General features: G+C 66.2%; 16 protein-coding genes. 7 read left to right on the forward strand and 9 right to left on the reverse strand.

What is annotated here, in order from left to right; all coding sequences use genetic code 11:
- Positions 1 to 56: 56 nt before the first annotated feature.
- On the reverse strand, positions 57 to 1655 hold the full coding sequence (locus DIE23_RS26910) for an APC family permease (RefSeq protein ID WP_124614898.1): 1599 nt from the start codon (positions 1653 to 1655) through the stop codon (positions 57 to 59).
- 420 nt (positions 1656 to 2075) lie between these two features.
- Here DIE23_RS26910 and DIE23_RS26920 point away from each other — a divergent pair, with 420 nt between their 5' ends.
- Positions 2076 to 2279, forward strand: a complete 204-nt coding sequence (locus DIE23_RS26920) for a cold-shock protein (RefSeq protein ID WP_006477070.1) — start codon at positions 2076 to 2078, stop codon at positions 2277 to 2279.
- A gap of 101 nt (positions 2280 to 2380) precedes the next feature.
- Here the strand turns inward: DIE23_RS26920 and DIE23_RS26925 are convergent, their stop codons facing one another.
- From DIE23_RS26925 to DIE23_RS26935, 3 genes are all read right to left on the reverse strand, one after another.
- Complete coding sequence (locus tag DIE23_RS26925) at positions 2381 to 3631, reverse strand: Hsp70 family protein (RefSeq protein WP_124614900.1); 1251 nt, start codon at positions 3629 to 3631, stop codon at positions 2381 to 2383.
- 247 nt (positions 3632 to 3878) lie between these two features.
- Positions 3879 to 4484: a nitroreductase family protein gene (locus DIE23_RS26930; protein ID WP_124614901.1), complete on the reverse strand. Its 606-nt coding sequence runs from the start codon at positions 4482 to 4484 to the stop codon at positions 3879 to 3881.
- Positions 4485 to 4643: 159 nt separating this feature from the next.
- A complete protein-coding gene (locus tag DIE23_RS26935) occupies positions 4644 to 5927 on the reverse strand; it encodes an MFS transporter (RefSeq protein ID WP_124614902.1) in 1284 nt (427 codons plus the stop codon).
- 217 nt (positions 5928 to 6144) lie between these two features.
- Between DIE23_RS26935 and DIE23_RS26940 the strand changes: the two genes are divergently transcribed.
- Positions 6145 to 6768 (forward strand): TetR/AcrR family transcriptional regulator, encoded by a 624-nt coding sequence (locus DIE23_RS26940; protein ID WP_124614903.1) that lies wholly within the window; start codon positions 6145 to 6147, stop codon positions 6766 to 6768.
- Positions 6769 to 6850: 82 nt separating this feature from the next.
- Positions 6851 to 7423 (forward strand): DUF1415 domain-containing protein, encoded by a 573-nt coding sequence (locus tag DIE23_RS26945; protein ID WP_124614904.1) that lies wholly within the window; start codon positions 6851 to 6853, stop codon positions 7421 to 7423.
- Between the two features lie 55 nt (positions 7424 to 7478).
- On the opposite strand, the gene DIE23_RS26950 is transcribed toward DIE23_RS26945, so the two are convergent.
- From DIE23_RS26950 to DIE23_RS26960, 3 genes are all read right to left on the reverse strand, one after another.
- Entirely contained in the window at positions 7479 to 8369 is an 891-nt protein-coding gene (locus DIE23_RS26950; protein WP_124614905.1) for an SAM-dependent methyltransferase, read from the reverse strand.
- Positions 8370 to 8458: 89 nt separating this feature from the next.
- Positions 8459 to 9592 carry a class I SAM-dependent methyltransferase gene (locus tag DIE23_RS26955; protein ID WP_124614906.1) on the reverse strand — a complete coding sequence of 378 codons (1134 nt, stop codon included), beginning with the start codon at positions 9590 to 9592 and terminating at the stop codon, positions 8459 to 8461.
- A 137-nt stretch (positions 9593 to 9729) separates the two neighbouring features.
- Positions 9730 to 10224, reverse strand: a complete 495-nt coding sequence (locus DIE23_RS26960; protein WP_124614907.1) for an LEA type 2 family protein — start codon at positions 10222 to 10224, stop codon at positions 9730 to 9732.
- A 644-nt stretch (positions 10225 to 10868) separates the two neighbouring features.
- Here DIE23_RS26960 and DIE23_RS26970 point away from each other — a divergent pair.
- Complete coding sequence (locus DIE23_RS26970; RefSeq protein WP_124614908.1) at positions 10869 to 13052, forward strand: M1 family metallopeptidase; 2184 nt, start codon at positions 10869 to 10871, stop codon at positions 13050 to 13052.
- A 128-nt stretch (positions 13053 to 13180) separates the two neighbouring features.
- Here DIE23_RS26970 and DIE23_RS26975 read toward each other — a convergent pair whose 3' ends face one another.
- Positions 13181 to 14209, reverse strand: coding sequence for a transporter (locus DIE23_RS26975; RefSeq protein WP_124614909.1), 1029 nt, complete (start codon positions 14207 to 14209; stop codon positions 13181 to 13183).
- Positions 14210 to 14417: 208 nt separating this feature from the next.
- Positions 14418 to 15380, reverse strand: a complete 963-nt coding sequence (locus DIE23_RS26980) for a phage tail protein (RefSeq protein WP_124614910.1) — start codon at positions 15378 to 15380, stop codon at positions 14418 to 14420.
- Between the two features lie 121 nt (positions 15381 to 15501).
- Here DIE23_RS26980 and DIE23_RS26985 point away from each other — a divergent pair, with 121 nt between their 5' ends.
- From DIE23_RS26985 to tagF, 3 genes are all read left to right on the forward strand, one after another.
- The gene (locus DIE23_RS26985; protein ID WP_124614911.1) at positions 15502 to 16347 is read left to right on the forward strand and encodes a M15 family metallopeptidase; all 846 of its coding nucleotides are present in this window, start codon (positions 15502 to 15504) and stop codon (positions 16345 to 16347) included.
- A 301-nt stretch (positions 16348 to 16648) separates the two neighbouring features.
- Positions 16649 to 20590, forward strand: coding sequence for a type VI secretion system membrane subunit TssM (gene tssM, locus DIE23_RS26990; RefSeq protein WP_124614912.1), 3942 nt, complete (start codon positions 16649 to 16651; stop codon positions 20588 to 20590).
- Complete coding sequence (gene tagF, locus DIE23_RS26995; protein WP_124614913.1) at positions 20587 to 21576, forward strand: type VI secretion system-associated protein TagF; 990 nt, start codon at positions 20587 to 20589, stop codon at positions 21574 to 21576. The genes tssM and tagF overlap by 4 nt, the downstream gene beginning before the upstream one ends.

Below are 21576 nucleotides of genomic sequence, written 5' to 3' on the forward strand. Positions count from 1 at the left end.
CGGGCGGGCTTTTTTCGCGCTTCCTGCCGCCGCCGATTCCGGTGGCAGGTCAGGCGTCAGGCACCGACCCGTTCGAGGATCTCTTCGTGCGACTCACGCTCGTCGAGATACTGGGTCCGATAACCCGTGTTCACGCCCCAGAAGTAGAACACCAGCGAGATCGCCGCGACGATCAGCATGTCCCAGCCGTAGGGCAGCACGCCGTAACCGCCGAATTCCTTGCTGCCGATCAGCGACAGCACGGCCATCGTCGGCAGGTACGCGACCAGCCACCATGCGGCCTTCAGGTCGGCGCCCCAGCCGCTCCAGCCCGACTTCGCCTGGAAGTAGAAATACACCGGCAGCGCGACAATCATCAGCAGGATGATTTCGCCCGTCAGCGGCCACTTCGCCCAGTACAGGATCAGCGACGCGCAGACGAATGCGAACGGTGCGATCAGCTTCATCAGCGGGATCGACAGCGGACGCTCGATGTCGGTCGCCGCGCGGCGCAGCGCCATCAGGCTGATCGGGCCGGTCAGGTACGAGATCACCGTTGCGACCGAGATCACTGCCGCGAGCGAGCTCCAGCCGCGGAAGAAGAACAGGAAGATGAACGACACGAGCAGGTTGAACCACATCGCCTGGCGCGGTACACCGTAGATCGGATGCACGTTGCCGAACATCTTCGGCATCGTGTTGTTGCGCTCCATCGCGTAGATCATGCGGGTGGTCGTCGCCATGTAGGTCGTACCGGTGCCGCTCGGGCTGATGAACGCGTCGACGTACAGCAGGATCGCGAGCCAGTTCAGGTTCAGCGCGATCGCGAGTTCGGCGAACGGCGACGAGAAGTTGAAGTGCGACCAGCCCTTCGCGACGTCGGCCGGATTCACCGAGCCGATGTATGCCATCTGCAGCAGCACGTAGATCACGAGTGCGATCAGGATCGACGTGATCACTGCGAACGGCACGCTGCGCGACGGATTGCGCGCTTCACCGGCCAGGTTCACCGGGCTCTGGAAGCCGTTGAACGCGAACACGATGCCGCTCGTCGCGACCGCGGTCAGCACGGCCGACCAGCCGTACGGCGCGAAGCTCGCATTCGATGCGGTGCCGAGGTTCTCCGAGTGGAAGCTCGACAGCATCAGGCCGAGGATCGTGAGGCCGGGGATCAGGAACTTGAAGATCGTGATCGCGGTGTTCGCCCGCGCGAAGGCCTTGACACCCCAGTAGTTCAGCATGAAATAGATGACGACCAGCACGGCCGACAGCAGCAAGCCAGGTACCGACAGTTCGCCGTTCACGAACAGCGCATGCGCCCACGGATACGGCCACGTGCTCATGTACTGGATCGACGCTTCCGCCTCGATCGGAATCACCGATACGATCGCGATCCAGTTCGCCCACGCGCTGATGAAGCCCACCAGCGAACCGTGCGAGTAGCGCGCGTAGCGCACCATGCCGCCCGACTCGGGGAACATCGCACCCAGTTCTGCATACGTCAGCGCAATCGCGAGAATCACGACCGCGCCGATGATCCATGCGCAAATCGCTGCCGGACCGGCGATCTTCGCAGCCTTCCAGGCGCCGAACAGCCAGCCCGAGCCGATAATCGAACCCAGCCCCGTCAGCATCAGTGCAAACGGGCCGATGTTCCGTTGAATAGAACTCTTCACATCCTCTCCTATGTCTCAAAAAGCATGGTCGGCCCGCGGTCCGGGATCGGCTCGGACAGCACCGCGCATGCAATTTTGGGGGGATGGATCACCCGATCGGGGCAACCCTTCCGCGCGGCGCGTAGTTTAACGGTTGCACCTCCAAGTTGGCTCCAAAATCGTTCGGCCCCTACAAAAAATTCGCGCCGTTTGCAAGGTTTGTAAACCTAAACTCCGCAATAACCCTGAGTGCATGGAAATCCGGTTGACCGCGAGAGCGATTAGCCGTATAAACAACGTTGCAGGATTTCAAGCGGCGAGTGAATTGGTTCTTTCGTAGTTCGCCCATCAACGGTACTCCGGTTGGTCCCATTACCCCCTTCCTTGATTTTCCGCACCCATGGGCCTCGGCCCCGTTTTATCTTTTTAGGAACAAGTAACATGGCAACCGGTACCGTCAAGTGGTTCAATGACGCAAAGGGCTTCGGCTTCATCACCCCGGAAGGCGGCGGCGACGATCTGTTCGCGCACTTCTCGGAAATCCGCGTCGAAGGCTTCAAGACGCTGCAAGAAAACCAGAAGGTTGAATTCGAAGTGAAGACGGGCCCGAAGGGTCTGCAAGCTGCGAACATCCGTCCGGTCTAAGTTCGGCGCGATATTTCGTGTAAAAAAGCCCCGCTTCGGCGGGGCTTTTTGTTTTCCGGCGTGGCAGCCATGCGGCCGCCGCCGATTCGAATGGCCTTCGTTCAGCCGAATAGCCGCTGCGCGTGAATGCCGAGCCCGGTTGCGACGCTCGCGAGGCGGTCACCGAACACCGGTTGCGCGTCCGGGAATGCGCCGGCAAGCGCACCCGACAGGAACGCCAGCCCGGTCGAGCCGCCGGTGAAATACAGCGCGCCGACGTCGCGCGGAGCGACACCCGCCAGCCGCACTGTTTCGCGCGCGGCATCGACGATGCGCGCGGTGTCGTCGACGCTTGCATCGACGAGGCGTTCGGCGTCGAACGCGATCTGCAGATCCTCTTCCACGTCGTTCAGGTCGATCATGGTCTCCCCGCCCGCCGCAACGCCGATCTTCGCTTCTTCCGCGCGTGCCATCAGCGCATGCCCGAGCCGCTGCTCGACTACGCGGGTAAGCCGGTCGTACTGCCGTACGTCCTGGTACAGGTGCTTCATCAGCTTCAGCTCGCCCAGCCGCTTCGGCGTGTAGACCGTGTTGATCAGGTGCCAGGTCGCCAGGTCGAAGTAGATCCGGTTCGGCAGCTCGCGCCCCTCGGGATCGAGCGAGCGGTAGCCGAACGCCGGCAGGATCGCCGCCAGTTCGACGCGGCGGTCGTAATCGGTGCCCGCGACATGCACGCCGTGATGCGCGAGCACGTCGTCCTTGCGCTCGAGGCGCGCCATCCGCTCCGGTCCGACGCGCACCAGCGAGAAGTCCGACGTACCGCCGCCGATGTCGGCGACCAGCACGAGCCGCTCGGCCTGCTGGCGCGACTCATAGTCGAACGCGGCCGCGATCGGTTCGTACTGGAAATGCACGTCCGTGAATCCAACCGACTGCGCGGCCGCTTCGAGCTGGTCCTGCGCGAGGCGGTCGGCACGCGGATCGTCGTCGACGAAGAACACCGGCCGGCCGAGCACCGCGCGGCCGATCGGCGCGCCGGCGCGCGCTTCGGCCTTGCGCTTCAAGTGCGTCAGGAAGCACGCGATGATCTCCGTGTACGCCATCGCGCTGCCGTCGCCGAGATCGGTCGTGGTTTCCGCGAGCGGCGAGCCGAGGATGCTCTTCATCGAGCGCATCAGGCGGCCGTCGAAACCGTCGATATAGGACGCGAGCGCCGCGCGGCCGTATTCGACCGTCTGCTCGTCGTTGTTGAAGAAGATCGCGGTGGGCAGCGTCAGGTGGTCGCCCTCGACGGGCGCGAGGCGCATGCCATCGCCGTCGGGCAATGCCACGGCGGAATTGGACGTGCCGAAATCGATCGCGCAGTAAGTCATGGGAAGGTGCCGCAGCATGGCCGGCGCGAAAACGGAAAGGACGGGCTTTTTAACATGAAGCCCGCCGGATCACAACCGGGGCGGCCACCGGTGCCGCGCAACCGGCCCGGGGCGGCGATCAGGCGCACCCGCGGCGCGCCGGCGACAGATGCGGACGGGGTGCTCGACGCATCCCCGTCGCCCGGTTGCAGCGCACCAGCAACTGGCGCGGACTGGGCAGTCGACCCATGCCTGCCCGCCTGCGGAATCAGGCTGCGGCGTCGAAACCCTTCTTCCAGGCGCCCGCATACACGACTTCGCCGATCGCATGGCGCGTGCGCGGCGCCTTTTCGCGGTCGCGCAGCACCGGATCGAGCTTGTCGACGTTGCCGTAGTGGCCGAGCGAGATGATCGCCGGAATCGCGACGTCGGCCGGAATCTCGAACGCGTCGCGGAACGCCTTCGCGTCGAAGCCGCTCATCTGGTGCGCGGCGAGACCCAGCGCGTGCGCCTGCAGCACCAGCGACATCGCGGCCGCGCCCGCATCGTACAGCGCGGTCGGCGCCGGCTCACCCTTCGGCGTGAGCGTGTGCGCGGTGACGGCGATCAGCACCGGCGCCGGCGAGTTCCAGCCCTGGTTGAACGGCACCAGCGTCGCGAATGCGCGCTTGAACGCCGCTTCGTCCTGCGTGCGGTCGAACACGATGAAGCGCCACGGCTGCGCGTTGTACGCGGAAGGCGCCCAGCGCGCCGCTTCGAGCACCGCGTGCAGATCGGCGGCGCTGATCGGTTCGTCCGAATACGCGCGCGGGCTCCAGCGGCCGGCGATCAGGTCGTGAATCGAAACAGTGGTGGGAGCAGGTTTGACGGACATGCGGTTCCTCGCTGACATCGATGAAGGGGCGCGAACGCCCGGCGAACCGCAAGCATAACCGCTTGAGCAGTCACGCGCCCGCACATCCCGCTCAATGCAAATCATCCATCCTGCATTGACCGGCCGCCCCCCGCGCACGGGCCGGCCGGAGCGCCGCGCTCAAGCGGCCTGCGCGGCGGCGCGGGACGGGCCGCGGTTGATCCGCAGCACGATCAGCGCACCGACGATGCAGAGCCCGCCCGAGATCATCGACGCGATCGTATAGGTGCCGAGGCTCGCGCGCAGCAGCCCCGCGCCGAGCGCCGCGAACGCCGCGCCGAGCTGGTGGCCGGCGACGATCCAGCCGAACACGACCGGTGCCGCGGCCTTGCCGAACACGTCGGTGGCGAGCCGCACGGTCGGCGGCACGGTCGCGATCCAGTCGAGCCCGTAGAACATCGCGAACAGCGGCAGCCCGAAGAAGTCGATGCCGAACGCATGCGGCAGGTAGATCAGCGACAGCCCGCGCAGCCCGTAGTACCAGAACAGCAGCACGCGATTGTCATAGCGGTCGGACAGCCAGCCCGACAGCGTCGTGCCGAACAGGTCGAACACGCCCATCGCGGCGAGCAGCGAGGCGCCCTGCACTTCGGTCATCCCGTAGTCGCTGCACATCGCGATCAGGTGCGTGCCGACATAGCCGTTGGTGCTTGCGCCGCAGATGAAGAAGCTGAAGAACAGCAGCCAGAAGTCGCGCGAGCGGCTTGCCATCAGCAACGTGCGGAACGCGACCGCGAGCGGGTTCTCCTTCGTCGCGTCGGGCGCCGCCGGCGCGTCGGCCGGCTCGCCGTACGGGCGCAGCTTCACGTCAGCCGGTCGCTCGGGCAGCAGGAACGCGACCAGCGGAATCACGATCGCGGCCGCCACCGCGACGACCAGCACGACCGGCCGCCAGCCGTGGCGCTGCGCGATCGCCGCGAGCATCGGCAGGAACACGAGTTGGCCGGTGGCCGTGCTGGCGGTCAGGATGCCCATCACGAGGCCGCGCCGCGCATGGAACCAGCGCGTGACGAAGGTTGCCGACAATGTCAGCGCGACGACGCCGGTCGAGCAGCCGACCATCAGTCCCCAGATCACGACCATCTGCCAGCTCTGCGTCATCATCGACGACAGCGCGACGCCCGCGCTCATCGTCACCAGCGCCGTCAGGATCGTCGGCCGCAGCCCGAAGCGCTGCATCGCCGCCGCCGCGAACGGGCCGGTCAAACCGTACAGCGCAATGTTCACCGAAATCGCCAGCGAAATCGCCGCGCGACTCCAGCCGAGTTCGCGCTCGAGCGGCACCATCAGCACGCTTGGTGTCGCTCGCGTGCCGGCCGCCGCCAGCAGGATCAGGAAAACCACCGCCGCCGCGAGCCATCCATAGTGGAAACGCCCGCCGATTCGTGTCACTGCCCAGTTCATGTTGTCGTTCTCCAGTTGGCGGCCTGGCGCCCGCGCGCCTGCCCCGCCTCACCACCAGGCCACCTCCGCCGCACGCTGCATCGGCTGACCCGGGCCGACACCTGGCATTTGTCTGTCGATCCGGCCGGCTTTGTTACCGATCGGTCACAAGTGTGTTGCGATCGTAGTGACCAGTCGGTAACATGTCAAGCAATTCATCACGCAGTCGAGGGTCATCATGTCGGGCATCGAGGCCGCCAACAAGCCGCCGGCACGCCGCACGCGGCGGCCGATCGCCGCGGCCGCCGCGCAGGAACACCTGCTGCGCGCCGCGGAGGAGCTGTTTTACAAGGAAGGGGTGCGCGCGGTCGGCATCGAGGCGGTCGTGGAGCTCGCGGGCGTCAACAAGATGAGCCTGTACCGCCAGTTCTCGTCGAAGGACGAGCTGATCCTCGCGTATCTGGAACGGATGGATGCGTGCTTCTTCGAGCGCCTCGATTCGAGCATCGCGAAGCATCCGGGCCAGCCGAAGGCGCAGTTGATCCAGTATTTCGTCGATCTAGCCGAACGCGCGACGCAGAAGGACTATCGCGGCTGCCCGTTCGTCAATGTCGCGGCCGAATTTCCGGATGCGTCGCATCCGGCGCGCGAGCGCGTCGCGCAGAACAAGGAACAGCTGATGAAGCGGCTCGTCGAGTTGTGCGATGGCGCAGGCGCGCGGCAGCCAAAAGCGCTCGCCAATGCGCTCGCGCTCGTCGTCGAAGGCATCTACGCGGCCAGCCAGACCTACCGGCACGGCGAAACGCCGATCGGCACCGCGCCCGCGCTGGTCACGCAGCTGATCGAAGCCGCCTGCGCGTGACGGGCGGCGCACGCCCGAACCCGGCGTGCCCGCTCCCGCTACAATGCGGCCCTCGCTGCCGCTCCACCCGACTGCCTTCGCCATGACCGATATCCGCCCCGACACGCACGACGACATCCTCGCCGCCACGCGGCACTGGCTCGCGCGCGCGGTGATCGGGCTCAATCTGTGCCCGTTCGCGAAGAGCGTCTTCGTGAAGGAACAGGTGCGCTATGCGATCAGCGAAGCGACGACGCTCGAGGACGCGCTCGCCGACCTCGAAACCGAGCTGCGCTCGCTCGAAGGGGCGGATCCGCAGCAGGTCGACACGACACTCGTGATCTATCCGCGCGCGTTCGCGGATTTCGTCGACTACAACGACGCGCTGTTCTTCGCCGACCGGCTCGTGCGGCAATTGCGGCTCGACGGCGTGCTGCAGATCGCGAGCTTCCATCCCGAGTACCGGTTCGAAGGCAGCGAAGCCGACGACATCGAGAACTACACGAACCGCGCGCCGTATCCGATCCTGCACCTGCTGCGCGAGGACAGCATCGCGCGTGCGGTCGATGCGTTCCCGGACGCATCCGCGATCTACGAGAAAAACCAGGAAACGCTGCGCCGCCTCGGCCACGACGGCTGGCGGGAGTGGATGCGCCGACCGGGCGACGACGTCTGATACGTCGCGCGACAACCGGCTGGCGCGCGGCAGACGGGCCGCGCGTCGGTCCGCCTCAGTCCGCGGCCGGCTCGACGGCCTCGCCGGCCGCCGCCTCGGGCGCCGGCGCGAAGAAGCGCTCGTTCAGTTCGGCGAGCCCGAACATGCCGAGGATCTCGTTCAGCCGCTCGCCGGGCTTCCGGCGCGGCAGGTTCTTGTATTGCGCGATGATGAGCTCGTTCTTCATCGAATGCTCCCAGCCGACCAGCTCGGTCACGCTCACCTGATAGCCGTGCGCCTCGAGCTGCAGGCAGCGCAGCACGTTGGTGATCTGGCTGCCGAATTCGCGCGTATGCAGCGGATGCCGCCACACTTCCGTCAGCGCATTCGCGAGCGACTTGCCCTTGTTCTTGCGCAGCACGCCCGCGACTTCCGCCTGGCAGCACGGCACCAGCACGATGTGCTGCGCGCGCTTCGCGAGCGCGAAACGGATCGCGTCGTCGGTCGCCGTGTCGCACGCATGCAGCGCGGTGACGACATCGACCGTTTCGGGCAGCTTCGGCGACGTGATCGAATCGGCGACCGACAGGTTCAGGAACGACATGCCGCCGAACCCGAGTCGCGCGGCGAGTTCGGTGGAACGCGTGACGAGTTCCTCGCGCGTCTCGATCCCGTACACGTGCGACGCGAACGCCGGCGTGCCATGCCCCGGCTGCTGCTTGAAGAACAGGTCGTACAGGATGAAGCCGAGATACGACTTGCCGGCGCCGTGATCGACGAGCGTCACGCCGCCCTTGTCGGCCTGCACGCTCGCGAGCAGCGGCTCGATGAACTGGAACAGGTGATAGACCTGCTTCAGCTTGCGGCGGCTGTCCTGGTTCAGCTTGCCGTCGCGGGTCAGGATGTGCAGTTCCTTCAGCAGCTCGACGGACTGCTCCGGACGGATTTCGTAGGTCTTGTTCGACATCGTGAAACGGCGCCGGGCCACGGTCGGTCGACCACGGCCCGACGGCGGGAATTCGTGAGGAATGGCGATAGTTTACCGAAAATGCGCGATCACGCCCGCGCGCCGAGCCGCCAGAGCGACGTGACCTCGGCGCGGCGTGCCGCGTGCAGCGGATCGTCGGCGTCGGCCGACTTCGGGTGCGCGGGGCGGATGTCTTCGCGGCCGAGCACGACGAGACCGGCTTCATCGATCCATTGCAGCAGCGTGTCGCGCGGCCGCAGGCCGAGATGCTCGGCGAAATCGGACAGGATCAGCCAGCCCTCGCCGCCCGGTTCGAGATGGTCGGCGAGCCCGGCGAGGAAACCGCGCAGCATGCGGCTGTCGGGATCGTAGACCGCGTATTCGATCGGCGCGCTCGGGCGAGCCGGCACCCACGGCGGGTTGCAGACGACGAGCGGCGCGCGGCCGGCCGGAAACAGGTCGGCCTCGACGACGTCGACGCGCCCGGCATGGCCGAGCCGCGCGACGTTCTCACGGGCGCATGCAAGCGCGCGCGGATCCTGGTCGGTCGCGACGATGCGCTCGACGCCGCGCGACGCGAGCACGGCCGCGAGCACGCCGGTGCCCGTGCCGATGTCGAATGCGAGCGACGTCGCGGGCAGCGGCGTGCGCGCGACGAGTTCGACGTATTCGCCGCGCACCGGCGAGAACACGCCGTAATGCGGATGGATCGGCGCGCCGCCAAGCGCCGGAATCGGCACACCCTTCTTGCGCCATTCGTGCGCGCCGACGAGGCCAAGCAGTTCACGCAGCGACACGACCGACGGCGCGCCGCCCGGGCCGTACGCTTCCTCGCACGCGGCGCGCACGTCCGGCGCGCGGCGCAGCGGGATCGTGTAGTCGGCGTCGAGCGGAATCAGCAGCATCCCGAGCGTGCGGGCGCGCTGCGATTGCGCGAGCCGGTGCAGGTTGAATGCTTCGACACCGGCCGCGGCCTTCGCCTTCTTCGGCTTGCGTTCGACGCGTCGCGCCATTGCCTGCACGAGCTGGCGCGCATTCTGGAAGTCGCCCTGCCAGACGAGCGCGGTGCCCTCGCACGCGAGGCGATACGCCGCGTCGGCGGTGAGGCGGTCGTCGGCGGGCACGGCGCGCTTGGGCGGCTGCACGCCGGCTTCGGAGCGCCAGCGCACGGCATGGTCGGCGCCGTCGGCGTCGGTCCAGTGGAAAACGGGGAAATCGGTCACGCGAGCTCGGCTACGGTTGGCTTCAGACAGGCAGCGCTACGGGAGTGCGCCGCGCGGACCACACCATACCGCGCTTTGCCCGCGCGGCAAAGCGCGGGTTCCCGCTCCTTTTCGCCGCGTGCGGCCGGCGCATCTGTCTACCCGCCCCACCCCGGCGTCGCCGGCATGCGCAACGTGCCCGCATCGCTGAAGTGCACGGTGCCGAGCACGCCGCCCGCAAGCCGGCCGCGCAGCGCGTACGGCAACTCGCCGCTGGCCGCCGCGCCGGGCAGGTTCCACGCCTGCCGCGCGGCAGCGAACGCCGATACCGAAACGGGCACGTCGATCACGGCCTCGCCGAAGCGCGGCACGACGCCCGAGCGATCGCTGACACCGCTCGCGAACCGCGTGCCGTTCAGGTCGAGCGCGACCGAAATGCCGTCGTATTCGATCGGCGTGTCATTCGGGTTCTGCACGCGCAGCTTCAGGTTGAAGCGCATCTCGAGGCCCTGTCCGGCCAGCGGTTCAAGCCCGGCGACAGTCACGCTCACGGGCTCGCGCGTCAGGCCCGCGCAACCGCCGAGCACGAAGACGGCAGCGAACAGCAGCAGCAGGGCGCGCAGCGGCGCGATACGGAACAGGGCTCGTGGCATGGGCTGGCCTCCTTGCGGCGATCGATCGGCGATTCGTCACTGCATTGTACCGAGCGCGCCACGTCACACCCTCATTCGTAGTTTTCGCGCACCGCCAGGATTGTTAATAGATTAAAACTACGGAACCAAATGGTTAATCCGAAAGCGAATTAATGCCTCCCAGCATTCAATGGCGCGCAAAAAAATCAATCGAGGCACTTTCTAATTTTTTCGTTTCCTTTACCCAAAACCATCAAGTATATTTACGCATCCTTCGAGCAGGCCGACAAACCTTCAAGCCGCATGACGGCGATTTTACGGAACGGCGACACGCCGTCCTTCCGTCCTGCGGCCTGGTACGGCCAGCCCCGTGGGTCGTCGGTTCAAAGGGAATGCACGCCCGCGCAGGGCGGGCGGCCCCGTGTCGTGCGCGCGAAATCAATTCAGTACAACACGCGCCCGGCCATTTTGAACCGGCAAGTTAACCGACATCCGGAAACACAGAGGGGGCAGTAAACCATGATTACCTTCACGTAGTCGGCCGGCCGTCTTTTCGAATAATCCGTCATTGGCATTTCTCATCGCTGTTGATTAACGGCGAGGGATTTCTTTTGTCGGCGTTTTCGCAGCACTGAACGATTCTTTCAACAATCGAGGTTTCAGTCATGTCGATCAACATTCACAAGATGCGTTATCTGCCGCTGGTTGCCGCACTCGCGCTCGCCGGGTGCGGCGGCGACGACAGCGGCGTCGGCTCGGCTTCCGCACTCAGTTCCGCCGGCGCGCCGCACTCGAGCTCGTCGCCCGCCGCCAACACGCCACCGAGCGCACCTCAGCCGGCCGCTTCCAACGTCGACAAGAGCGTGTCGCCCGTCGAACTGCCTGACACCGTGGTACCGGTCAACTACCGGCTGTGGTTCCGTCCGAACGATGCGCTGAACGCGTTCGACGGGCGCGCCGACGTCGAGATCAAGGTGCTGAAGCCGGTCAACAACATCGTGATCGCCGGCCACCGGATCAAGTTCACGAACGGCCGCATCACGCTGCAGCCGGGCAACATCCAGCTGATCGCGACGCCGCAGGACAAGGGCGACTTCTACCAGTTGCGCCCCGTCAGCGGCACGATCTCGCCGGGCAACTATTCGCTGCACATGGAGTGGTCGGGCATCATCAACTTCAAGTCGTACGACGATCCGGCCACGCAGACGGGCGGCAGCTGCGGCGACGATCCGTATCCGGGCTGCTCGGCCGCGGAAGGCGTGTTCCGCGTCGACCTGAAGAGCACCGATGGCACGACGAGCGGCGCAATCCTCACGCAGGGCGAAACCAACCTGTCGCGCCAGTGGTTCCCGGGCTGGGACGAACCGGCCTTCCGGCCGACCTATGAAGTGACGGCCGAAGTGCCGCAGAACTGGCGTGTCGTGTCGAACGCGGCCGAGAAGCCGTCGACCAACGTCGGCGGCGGCTACAAGCTCGTGCAGTTCGAGAAGACGCCGCCGATGCCGTCGTACCTGCTGTTCTTCGGCGGCGGCATGTTCGACACCTACGAGGACGACTTCTCGAGCCCGCTGCCGGGCGGCAAGGGCGGCCTGCACCTGCGCGTGTTCACGCCGCCGGGCATGAGCGACTGGGCGAAGCCGGCGATGGACCGCACCAAGCAGGCGCTCGACTACTACTACCGCTACACCGGCATCCCGCTGCCGCTGACCAAGTTCGACACGGTCGCCGCGAACGACGCGTTCAAGGAGCAGAAGGACCTGAACTTCGGCGGGATGGAGAACTGGGGGTCGATCCTCGAGTTCGCGGACGACATCCTGCCGCAGCCGGGCCAGCCGATGTCGCACTACGGTAACGAGGTGCTGACGCACGAAGTCGCGCATCAGTGGTTCGGCGATCTCGTCACGACCGACTGGTGGGACAACGTCTGGCTCAACGAGTCGTTCGCGACGTTCTTCGAGACGAAGACGACGATCCAGTTCTTCCCCGACGAGTTCAGCTGGCTCGACCAGGTGAAGAACAAGTATCGCGTGATCAATCGCGACATCGGCCCGAACGCGTTCCCGGTCGCGCCGAACTTCAACGACTGGGCGTCGAACGACTTCGTGCTGAGCGCGAGCGCGTTCACGTACGACAAGGGCGGCCACGTGCTGAAGACGCTCGAGAACTATCTCGGCGAGCAGACATTGCGCCAAGGCCTGCAGCAGTATCTCGTCGACTACTCGTTCGGCAACGGCACGCCGAAGCGCCTGTGGGATGCGCTGTCGAAGGCGAGCGGCCAGCCGGTCGGCCCGATCGGCGACAGCTACGTGCGCCAGACGGGCGTGCCGCTGATCTCGCTCGACACGCAGTGCGACATGACGAAGAACCAGACCGTCGTCACGCTGAAACAGCAGCCGTTCCCGAACAAGAACGCGTATCCGGGCCTGCAATGGACGGTACCGATCACGCTCGCGTACGGCCAGGGTCTCGCGAAACACACGACGCTCGCGCTGAAGGATACGCAGACGCAGACGCGGATCGACGGCTGCACGGGCGTGGTCGCGGATCCGAGCGGTCTCGACTACTACGTCGTGAACTACAGCGACGCCGCGTGGAGCGGCCTGCTCACGCAGGTCAACAGCTCGACCGATCCGGTGCTGCTCGCGAACCTGAAGAGCGAGGCCGCGCTGCTCGTCGCGAACAACCTCGCGCCGGCTTCGCGTTCGACGTCGATCGGCTCGGTTGCTTCGCCGGCCGCGATGAAGCTGCGCCAGACGCCGAGCTTCGGCGGCATCGCGCCGACGGTGAAGGAACGTCCGTCGCTGCGCTACCAGGGCATGTTCAAGCCGCGCAAGACCGTGGCTCAGTAACGTGGTCCGGCCGGCCGGTGTCGCGCAGCACGCGACGCCGGCCGGCGTTCGAATCCTCACGTCCTTCCACGGGCCTCGCATGCGGGGCCTGTTTTTTGTCGGCACCGTTCGTGCAGCACCTGCCAAGGCTAACGATCGCCGCGCCGGCGAAACGCCCACCACGCGGCAAGCGCGGTAAAGCCCGCGACCAGCAGCACCATCAGCCAGAAACCGTGCTTGTTCTCCGAGAACGGCACGCCGCCGACGTTCATCCCGAAGAACCCCGCGACGATGTTGATCGGCAGCGCGATCACGGTCACGAGCGTCAGCGTGAACAGCGTCCGGTTGTTCTGCTCGTCGAGCCGCGAACCGATCTCTTCCTGCAACAGCTTGATCCGCTCGTTGAGCCCCGACAGATCGGCGAGCACCAGCGAGAACTCTTCGGTCGACTCGCGCAGCTCCTGCACGTCTTCGGCATGCAGCCACGCCGGCGGTTTCGCGAGCAGCCGGAAGATCGAGCCGGGCTCGGGCGCGAGCATGCGCTGCAGCCGCGTCAGCGTCCGCCGCATCGCGCCGAGTTCGACGCGATTCGACGTGAGCCGTTGCGACAGGAAGCGATCCTCGATGCGATCGACGTCGATGCTCGTGCGCCGCATGATCTGGATCAGCAGGTCGGCCTGGTCGCGCAGCAGGTGCACGAGCAGTTCGGCCGGCGACCGGAACCGCTCGCCGTCGCGCACGCAGGCGCGCAGCGTATCGACCGAGCGCAGCGGCTTGAGCCGCGCGGTGACCATGATGCGCCGCTCGACGTGGACGAACAGCGTCGCGATTTCCGACGGCGTCAACTCGAGGTTGAACATCACGTCGTTGACGATCGCGCGCAGCGCGCCGTCCTCCTGCTCGATGCGCGTCGAGCGCGACCCTTCGTGAAGGAATTCGAAGAAGCTGTCGGGCAATCCGAGGTGCGTGCGCATCCAGCGCTCGCTCGCGCCGTGCGCGAGATTGAAGTGCAGCCAGACGAAATCGTCCGATGCGGCAGCATCGCGCTCGCGGCACGTGCGCAGCCATGCGGCGGCCGCGTCGGCGTCGAGCATCGCGCCCGATCCGCCCGGGACGAAGCGGAATCCGCACACCATGCCGGACGTATCGGCGCCGTAAGTCTGTACGATCAGGTCCATCGTGTCGAAGGTCGTGCGGCGCGCGCCGCGCCGCGCATCGCGCCTCGCGGCGCCACGCCGGGAAATGAAAGGAAACGTATGCCGGACACATGTGACGCACGCGTGACACTGTCACCTGCGGCCGTCCGTGCGTCAGGCGGCCCCAAAAGCAACGCGCCGCCCGTTGGGCGGCGCATGTGCGATGAGCGGGTTGGCGCGAAGCCGTGGATTACTGCCGCGTCTCCGACTGCGCGGCGGTCGGGCATGCCGGATCCTTGCCCCAGTGGCCGTCGCAGACGCGCCAGCGGCACAGCTGATCCTCGAAGAAGCCGCGCTCCGAGCAATCCTTCACGCGCGACGCAAGCGAACCGCCCGTGGCGGCAGCCGTCTTGGTCGGCACGGCCTGCCCCTTCTGCGCGGCGGCCTTCTTGTCGGCCGGCTTCGTGCGTGCGACGAGCGCGGCGAGCAGATCCGCATCCGGGTCGTCCTTCCCGGACGCCTTCGCGCTCGCGGTACGGGTCGTCGCTTCGCGACGCTTCTTCGCCTGCGCGAGTTCCGCCTGCTGTTCCTTGTGATGCTTGCGGGCCTCCGCCTTCGATTCGGCCTTCGCTTCGGCCTTGCTGCGTGCGGCGACCTTGTCGCCCTTCGCGGTGTCGGCGTTCGCGGTTTTCGTCGCCGCTGCCACGGCGGCTGTCGCCGCGACGGCACCTGCCGTGGCTGCGCCCGATGCATCGTCGGCGCCGTTCGCGAGCGCGCGCGACAATCGGCTGCTGTCCGCGCCCGACGCGCCCGATGCGGACGCAACGGTCTGGGAAGCGGCATCGTCATTGACGATCGTCGCCGGTTGCGCGGCGGGAGCGGCCGACGCGGCATTCTGCGCGACCTGCACGGCGCCGCCGCTGGCCGGCTCGACCTTCGCGGGGGCCTGCGCGGGCGCGGCGGCCACGACGGCCTGCTCGCCGGATTGCTGCTGCCAGCGCCATACGCCCCAGCCGCCGACGGCGACCACGAGCGCGACGACGGCCGCGATCGGCCCCTTCAGCGAACGGCGCGGCGGTTCGGCCGACGGCGTGACACGTCCTTCCAGATTCGCGAGAATGCGCGACTGCTGCGGTCCGCCCTCGCCTGCCGGTTTGGTATCGGACAGCAGGCTGGGCGGGGTTTTCGAATTTGAATTTTCCGGCGCACTCATTCAGCGTCTCATTGAATCCTGGTTTAATTCACCGCGATAATATAGCCCGGCCTCTCAAAGCAGCCTGATTCTAAGAGCAAGCATTGCAAAACACAATCAATTCCAATTTCCGGGGATTTCATTGATTGCCTTCGCACTCGTCGCCTATTTCGCCCTTGCCGTCGCGGTTGCGGCACTGTTGCTTTTACCAGGTATCCGCGCGACCGTTTTCGAATCCGTCGCCCAGTTTCACGGCCGCCTGACGCGCCGTGCGAACGATCGCGCCGCTCGCACGCGAAGTCAAATTGTTAAATCGGCAACCGTTACGCGCGGCGCATTAAGTGATGTGCAAAATTTACTGATTCGGCGACGCTTGATGATTATGGTGTCGGCAGGTATTCTTGCGACGCCGCCATTGGTGGCCATTGCGTTACGCGGTCGGCAATTATTTCAGTACGACGACACGGCGCGCGTGCCCGACGAGAAGATCGCCGCGCTGCTGCAGGGCGAACAACTCGTGCCGCCCCCGCCGTTGCCGCCGGAAGTCTTTGCCACGAAGGAAGTCGAACAGGTGCGGCCGGCGCTGAAGGATGCGAGCCGCGACTGGAATCTGCTGGATCCCGATTTCCGCACGCGTTTGCTGCTGGTCTACAAGATCATGCACGAACAATATGGTTACGAGATGGCGCTGCTGGAAGGTTATCGGAGTCCGGAACGACAGAACCGGCTCGCGCAGATGGGCACCAACGTGACCAATGCGGCGGCCTTCCAGAGTTATCACCAGTTCGGGCTGGGGGCCGACAACGCGTTTCTGCGCGACGGCAAGCTGGTCATTTCCGAGAAAGATCCCTGGGCGATGCGCGGCTACCAGTTGTACGGACAGGTTGCCGAGCAGGTCGGCCTGACCTGGGGAGGCCGATGGAAAATGATGGATCTCGGACACGTGGAATACCATAAACCCGGTTTTAAACTGGGACGCGGCAGCTAGTCAGGGCTGCCGGACAAGAAATAATGAGGGCGGCATGGGGCTTTTTAATCATCCGGCAGGAAACGATTTGGGCGGCGCAATCGATCGGGCATTCCGTTGCACGATTTTTTCCGACCGCCGCTTCCGTTTTAATTCTCACAGCGTCCTTTCCTTATTGCGCTCGCCTTCTCCGATGCCGCGGGCGCATTGATGCCAACCCCCTTCATCCCGTTTGACAGCATGGCGACACATCGCGGCGCCACGCTTGCCGCTCGGCGCGCCTGCGTCGCCTCACCGAATCGCACCGGAACCTGAACGTCCTATGCAACGCATCCTCAACGTGCTGACTCATCCGCGTACGCTCTCGATTGTCGGGATCGTCGCGCTAGCGGCGATTCTCTTTATCGTTGCCGACATGCTGCAGTTGCCGCTCCTGTGGGCGGCGATCGCCTTCGCGGCGATCCTCGTACTGTGGGTCGGCGTCGCGTTGTGGCGCCGCTGGCGCGTGAAGCGCGCGAACCACCAGCTCGGCCAGGTGCTGGAGGAGCAGGCGGAAACCGGCAAGATCGCCGCGCCGGCCGCGGCCGCGCTCGCGACCGACACGAAGACCGCCGACCTCGACGTGCTGCGCACGCGCCTGTCCGACGCGGTGAAGACGATCAAGACGTCGAAGATCGGCCAAGTGTCGGGCGGCTCCGCGCTGTACGAACTGCCGTGGTACATCGTGATCGGCAACCCGGCAGCAGGCAAGAGCAGCGCCGTGTTGAACTCGGGCCTGCAGTTTCCGTTCGCGGACAAGAACAGCGCCGTGATCCACGGCATCGGCGGCACGCGTAACTGCGACTGGTTCTTCACGACCGAAGGGATCCTGCTCGACACGGCCGGCCGCTACTCGGTGCATGAGGAAGACCGCAGCGAGTGGCTCGGCTTTCTCGGCCTGCTGAAGCGCTACCGTCCGAAGGCGCCGATCAACGGCATCATCGTCACCGCCAGCATCACCGAACTCACCGGCAACCGCCCCGAATTTGCGATCAACCTCGCGAAAAACCTCCGTCAGCGCGTTCAGGAGCTGACCGAAAAGCTCGAGGTGTTCGCGCCGGTCTACGTGATGTTCACGAAGGCCGACCTGATCACCGGCTTCACCGAATTCTTCAGCAGCAGCGACAAGCACGAATACGACCGCGTGTGGGGCGCCACCCTGCCCTACGAGCCGGACGAGAAGCGCGACGTCGTCACGCTGTTCGACGAGCGCTTCGAGGAACTGTACGAAGGGCTGAAGGAAATCAGCGTCGCGCAGCTGTCGCTGTCGCGCGGCAACCAGCTGTCGCCGGGCCAGCTGAGCTTCCCGCTCGAATTCTCGACGATCAAGCCGTCGCTGCGCGCGTTCCTCGCGACGCTGTTCGAGAACAACCCGTTCCAGTACAAGCCGATCTTCCGCGGCTTCTACTTCACCAGCGCGCTGCAGGAAGGCGAAACCAACAGCGCCGCCGCGCAACGCATCGCGCACCGCTTCGGCCTCGACGCGAGCGCGCTGCCGAAACCGCACAGCGCGTTCTCGAAGAACGGCTTCTTCCTGCGCGACCTGTTCTCGAAGGTGATCTTCGCGGACCGCCAGACCGTGCGCCAGTTCGCGAGCCCGACCAAGACCCGGCTGCGCTACGCGACCTTCTTCGGCTTCGTCGCGGCGCTCGCGCTCGCGCTCGGCGGCTGGACCTGGTCGACGATCGGCAACCAGCAGCTCGTCGCGAACGTTCAGGCCGACCTCGACAACGTCACGCGCCTTCAGCAGGGCCGCAACGACCTGCAGTCGCGCCTGCAGGCGATGGACATCCTGGAAGACCGGATCGAACAGCTCGAACAGTTCCGCCGGGACAAGCCGGTGTCGGTGTCGCTCGGCCTGTACCAGGGCGACCGGCTCGAGCAGCACCTGCTGACCGAGTACTACAACGGCGTGCGCCAGATCCTGCTGGCGCCGGTCTCGCAGAACCTCGCGTCGTTCATGAAGGACGTGAACGCGCACCCCGAACAGCTCGTGCCGATGACCCGCCCGCCCGAATCGGGTGCCGTGCAGGGCGGCGCGCTGCCGGTCTCGACGAACCCGCCGGGCACCGCACCGCTGGCCGGCGCCGCGCAAGGCGCATCCGCCGCGACGGCCGCCGCGCCGCAACAGCCGGCGGCACCGCAGGGCGGGCTGTACAGCGACGCGTCGCCGACCAACGTGCAGGACGCGTACAACGCGCTGAAGACCTACTTGATGCTGTCCGACAAGCGTCACGTCGAACAGGCGCACCTGACCGACCAGCTCGCCCGCTTCTGGCGCGGCTGGCTCGAGACGAATCGCGGCAACATGCCGCGCGACGAGATGATCAAGAGCGCCGAGCGCATGATCTCCTTCTATCTCGCCCGCGTGAACGACAACGACTGGCCGATGATCGACGCGAACCTCGCGCTCGTCGACCAGACCCGTGAGAACCTGCGCCGCGTCGTGCGCGGCATGCCGGCCCGCCAGCGTGTCTATGAGGAAATCAAGGCGCGCGCGTCGACCCGCTTTGCACCGATGACCATCGCGCGCATCGTCGGCGACGGCAACCAGGGGCTGGTCGCCGGCAGTTACGCGATTCCGGGCACGTTCACGCGCGAAGCGTGGTTCGACTACGTGCAGCCGGCGATCCGCGATGCGGCGACCAAGGAACTGCAGGCGAAGGACTGGGTGCTGAACACGTCGACGCAGGACGACCTGACGCTGGAAGGCAGCCCCGAGCAGATCCAGAAGACGCTCGTCGGGATGTACAAGACCGAGTACGCGCAGCACTGGCAGAAGTTCATGCAGGGCATCGCGGTGCAGGGCTTCAGCAGCTTCGGCCAGGCCGTCGACGGGATGAACCGCCTCGGTGACCCGCAGGATTCGCCGATCCGCAAGATCCTCGAGACCGCGTACGACCAGACTTCGTGGGACAACCCGTCGCTGGCGAACGTCGCGATCAAGAAAGCGCAGACCGGCGTCGTGAACTGGGTCAAGCAGCTGTTCACGCGCTCGCAGGCCGGCCAGATGGCGGCCGCGAACATCGATATCAACGGCAATCCGGCCGACGTGCCGATGGGTCCGATCGGCCAGGAGTTCATCGGGCTCGCGCGGATCGTCGCGACGCACGACGGCACGTCGATGCTCAAGGGCTACATGGACTCGCTGTCGAAGGTCCGTACGCGCTTCAACGTGATCAAGAACCAGGGCGACCCCGGCCCCGGCGCGCGGCAGCTGATGCAGCAGACGCTCGACGGCAACGGCTCGGAACTCGCCGATTCGCTGAAGTTCGTCGACGAGCAGATGCTGACCGGCCTCACCGATTCGCAACGCAAGTCGCTGCGGCCGCTGCTGGTGCGGCCGCTGATGCAGGCGTTCTCGGTGGTGATCCAGCCGGCCAGCGCGGAAGTCAACAAGGTATGGAACGCGCAGGTTTACCAGCCGTTCCAGAGCTCGCTCGCGACCAAGTACCCGTTCGCGGCGAACGCGAAGGTCGAGGCCGGCGCCGGTGAAATCGCGCAGGTGTTCGGTCCGGACGGTGCGATCGCGAAGTTCGTCGGTACGACGCTGGGCCCGCTGGCGGTGCGTCGCGGCGACACGCTCGCGGCCCGTACGTGGGGCGACATGGGCATCGGCCTCACGCCGGACTTCACGAACGGCTTCGCGCGCTGGGTCGCCCCGCTCGCCGGCGGTGCAGCAGGCGGCGCGGCCGCGGCGGCCGAACCGCAGACCGTGTTCCAGATCCTGCCGCAGCCGAGCACGGGCACGACGGAATACACGATCGCGATCGACGGGCAGCAGCTGCGCTACCGCAACACGCCGCCGCAGTGGACCAACTTCGTGTGGCCGAACCCGCAGGGTTCGCCGGGCGCGACCCTGTCCGCGACGACCTTCGACGGCCGCACGGTGCAGCTCGTCAACGAGCCGGGCCGCTACGGTCTCGAGAAGCTGATCAACTCGGCGCAACGCAAGCGCCGTCCGGACGGCACCTTCGACCTCACGTGGGTCCAGGGCAGCGTGAACGTGTCGGTGACGATGCGCATCATCAGCACGTCGCAGCCGACCAGCGGCGGCGGCGACCAGCCGCAGCAGCAGAGCCTGCGCGGCCTGCAACTGCCGTCGTCGGTCGCCGACGCGAGCGCGGGTGCCGCGCAGAACGCGACGCAGGCCGGCACGGGCGCGCCGGCCGCGGCACCGGCCATCGCGGCCGCCACCGCAACGAATGCACAGGGGGCGCAATGACGCAAACCGTTCAGGCGCAGATCGCCTACTTCGGCAAGATTCCGTCGCGCGGCGACTTCGTGAAGAGCCCGCACAATCCGCAGTTGCTGCAGACGCTCGATCGCTGGATCGCGCAAGCGCTCGAACTGCTCGCGGAGGATCCGCGCTGGAAGATCGTCTACGAGGATGCGAAGCCGATGCATTTCGCATTCCTCGGTTCGCGCAGCAGGCTCGCGATCGCGGGCCACATGGTCGCGAGCCACGACGTGTCGATGCGCCGCTTCCCGTTCCTCGGCGCGACCGCGCTGGAAGTCGACCGGCCGCTCGCGTTCCTCGCGCGCAGCCCGCTCGCGTTCGCCCGGCTGTGGTCGCGCGTCGCCGCGCAGATGCCACCGCTGCTCGCGAAGGAGGAGCCGCCCGGCGCGCTGCAAGCGCTCGGCGACACGCAGGTGCCGATCGACGTCGGCGGCCCCGGCACGTCGCATGACGGTACCTTCAACGACTTCATCGAACACCAGTCGCTGTACGGCCTGCAGCAGATGTTGCTCGAAAGCGGCCATCCGGTCCGGCTGCGCGGCGCGATGCTCGCGCTCGGCTCGCTGTTGCGGCCCGTGATGCAGAGCGGCTCGTCGCATATCGAGCGCGGCCTGACGCTGCCGCTGCCGGTCGATCCGTTCTATCGCAGCCTCGTCGCCGCGTTCTGGCTCGAACTGATCGCACCGTTCGTCGCGCAGGCCGATTTCGAGCTCGCGATCTTCATCGGCACGATCGCCGAGCGCGAACGGCTGATCATCGGCTTCAACGGCGCGTCGTCGAAAACGCTGCTGAGCGTCGTCGACCCGCAGACCTACGCCGCCCACAACATCGACATCGACGATCCCGAGTGGATCGACGCCCATGCGCAAAACGATCACCAGATCAGCAAGCTCGTCAGCTACCTCGACCAACCGCAACTCTCGCTGCGCGTCGCCATCGACGCCTTCCGCGAAGCGTTCATCGGAGGCTGA

The organism is Burkholderia sp. Bp9143 (assembly GCF_003853645.1).
GTDB lineage: Bacteria > Pseudomonadota > Gammaproteobacteria > Burkholderiales > Burkholderiaceae > Burkholderia.

Bases quoted from the DNA above. Each gene is read 5' to 3' on its own strand.
- DIE23_RS26975 (WP_124614909.1), bottom strand. From the start codon at position 14,209: ATGGACCTGATCGTACAGACTTACGGCGCCGATACGTCCGGCATGGTG.
- DIE23_RS26940 (WP_124614903.1), top strand. From the start codon at position 6,145: ATGTCGGGCATCGAGGCCGCCAACAAGCCGCCGGCACGCCGCACGCGG.
- DIE23_RS26980 (WP_124614910.1), bottom strand. From the start codon at position 15,380: ATGAGTGCGCCGGAAAATTCAAATTCGAAAACCCCGCCCAGCCTGCTG.
- DIE23_RS26945 (WP_124614904.1), top strand. From the start codon at position 6,851: ATGACCGATATCCGCCCCGACACGCACGACGACATCCTCGCCGCCACG.
- DIE23_RS26925 (WP_124614900.1), bottom strand. From the start codon at position 3,631: ATGACTTACTGCGCGATCGATTTCGGCACGTCCAATTCCGCCGTGGCA.
- DIE23_RS26935 (WP_124614902.1), bottom strand. From the start codon at position 5,927: ATGAACTGGGCAGTGACACGAATCGGCGGGCGTTTCCACTATGGATGG.
- DIE23_RS26960 (WP_124614907.1), bottom strand. From the start codon at position 10,224: ATGCCACGAGCCCTGTTCCGTATCGCGCCGCTGCGCGCCCTGCTGCTG.
- DIE23_RS26970 (WP_124614908.1), top strand. From the start codon at position 10,869: ATGTCGATCAACATTCACAAGATGCGTTATCTGCCGCTGGTTGCCGCA.
- DIE23_RS26950 (WP_124614905.1), bottom strand. From the start codon at position 8,369: ATGTCGAACAAGACCTACGAAATCCGTCCGGAGCAGTCCGTCGAGCTG.
- tagF (WP_124614913.1), top strand. From the start codon at position 20,587: ATGACGCAAACCGTTCAGGCGCAGATCGCCTACTTCGGCAAGATTCCG.
- DIE23_RS26920 (WP_006477070.1), top strand. From the start codon at position 2,076: ATGGCAACCGGTACCGTCAAGTGGTTCAATGACGCAAAGGGCTTCGGC.
- tssM (WP_124614912.1), top strand. From the start codon at position 16,649: ATGCAACGCATCCTCAACGTGCTGACTCATCCGCGTACGCTCTCGATT.
- DIE23_RS26930 (WP_124614901.1), bottom strand. From the start codon at position 4,484: ATGTCCGTCAAACCTGCTCCCACCACTGTTTCGATTCACGACCTGATC.